Annotated in this window: 1 protein-coding gene; it reads left to right on the top strand. The window is 74.3% G+C overall.

What is annotated here, in order from left to right:
* Nucleotides 1-1,964, top strand: a 1,964-nt coding sequence (gene acs, locus G6556_RS18470) for an acetate--CoA ligase (RefSeq protein WP_240934733.1), incomplete at its 5' end; no start/stop codon positions are given.
* Between the last annotated feature and the right edge of the window lie 254 nt (nt 1,965-2,218).

The raw sequence follows: 2,218 nt of genomic DNA, 5'->3' as shown, positions 1-2,218 counted from the left end.
CCCCCGCGCCGGGCCTGGAGAACCTGCTCACCGAGGACCGGCGGTTCCCGCCGGACCCGGCGTTCGCCGCGCAGGCGAACGCGCACGCGGAGCTGTACTCCTGGGCCAACTCGGCGCGGCTCGAGTTCTGGGCCGAGCAGGCCCGCTCGCTCCTCGACTGGGCCGAGCCGTTCCAGGAGGTGCTCGACTGGTCCGGCGCCCCGCGGGCGCGCTGGTTCGGCGACGGCCGGCTCAACGCCGCGTACAACGCCGTCGACCGGCACGTCGCGGCCGGCCACGGCGACCGGGTGGCGCTGCACTTCGAGGGCGAGCCCGGCGACACCCGCACGCTGACGTACGCCGACCTGCAGCGCGAGGTCTCCCGGGCGGCGAACGCGCTCACGGCGCTCGGCGTGCAGACGGGCGACCGGGTCGCGATCTACCTGCCGCTGATCCCCGAGGCCGTCATCGCCATGCTGGCGTGCGCCCGGATCGGCGCCCCGCACTCGGTGGTGTTCGGCGGGTTCTCCGCCGAGGCGCTGCACACCCGCATCCTGGACGCCGACGCCCGCGTGGTCATCACCGCGGACGGCGGCTACCGGCGCGGCGCCCCGAGCGCGCTCAAGCCGACGGTCGACGAGGCGCTCGCCAAGGGCAGCGGCGACGTCGTCCGCAGCGTGCTGGTCGTCCGGCGGACCGGCCAGGACGTGCCGTGGACCGAGGGCCGCGACGTCTGGTGGCACGACGCCGTCGACGCCGCGTCCGACACCCACGAGCCCGTCGCGGTCGAGGCGGAGCACCCGCTGTTCATCCTCTACACCTCGGGCACCACGGGGAAGCCGAAGGGCATCTTCCACACCACCGGCGGCTACCTGACCCAGGCGGCGTGGACGCACCTCAACGTCTTCGACCTCAAGCCCGAGTCCGACGTCTACTGGTGCACCGCCGACGTCGGTTGGGTCACCGGGCACACGTACGTCGTCTACGGCCCGCTGATCAACGGCGCGACCCAGGTGATCTACGAGGGCACCCCGGACACCCCGCACCGCGGCCGGTGGTGGGAGATCGTGCAGAAGTACGGGGTGTCGATCCTGTACACCGCACCGACCGCCATCCGCACCTGCATGAAGTGGGGCGAGGACATCCCGGGCCAGTTCGACCTGTCGAGCCTGCGGGTGCTGGGGTCGGTCGGCGAGCCGATCAACCCCGAGGCCTGGACCTGGTACCGCCGGGTCATCGGGGGCGACCGCACGCCCGTCGTCGACACCTGGTGGCAGACCGAGACCGGCGCCATCATGATCAGCCCGCTGCCCGGGGTCACGGTCGCCAAGCCGGGCTCCGCGCAGACCCCGCTGCCCGGCATCGCCGCTGAGGTCATCGACGACGACGCGCACCCCGTGCCGAACGGGTCCGGTGGCTACCTGGTGCTCACCGAGCCGTGGCCGGCGATGCTGCGCGGCATCTGGGGCGACGAGCAGCGGTTCCGCGACACGTACTGGGCCCGGTTCCCCGGGATCTACTTCGCGGGCGACGGTGCCAAGAAGGACGAGGACGGCGACATCTGGCTGCTCGGCCGGGTGGACGACGTGATGAACGTGTCCGGGCACCGGCTGTCGACCACGGAGATCGAGTCGGCGCTGGTGTCGCACCCGTCGGTCGCCGAGGCGGCGGTGGTCGGCGCGCACGACGACACCACGGGGCAGGCGGTCGTGGCGTTCGTGATCCTCCGCGGCGGCGCGGCGGAGCAGTCGCCCGAGGACACCGCGACCGAGCTGCGCGCGCACGTCGCGCAGCAGATCGGCCCGATCGCGAAGCCCCGCACGATCCTCGTGGTCCCGGAGCTGCCGAAGACCCGGTCGGGCAAGATCATGCGCCGGCTGCTGCGGGACGTCGCCGAGGACCGGCAGGTGGGCGACGCCACGACGCTCGCCGACTCGTCGGTGATGGACCTGATCCAGCAGGGCCTGGCGGCGCCGAAGGGCTGACCGGCACGGGTCGCGGGGCGCCGACCGCCCGCGCGACCCGGCGGCGCCGGCCGTAGACTGCACGCGTGCCCCGCCACCGCGCGGGGCACGCGTCGGTCCGCCGCCACCCCGCCGGGGGGCGCACGGGGCCGGCGGGGACCGAGCAGCAGGGGGCGTCAGTGACCGGGTGGGACCTCACCGCGCGTCGCGCCGTCGACCTGCGCCGGGTCGCCAGCGCGCTCTGTCGCTGAGCAGCCGCCTCCGTCCCCCTCGCC

It is taken from the genome of Cellulomonas sp. IC4_254, from assembly GCF_011603975.1.
GTDB lineage: Bacteria > Actinomycetota > Actinomycetes > Actinomycetales > Cellulomonadaceae > Cellulomonas.
This window is presented reverse-complemented; position numbering and strand designations above follow the sequence as displayed.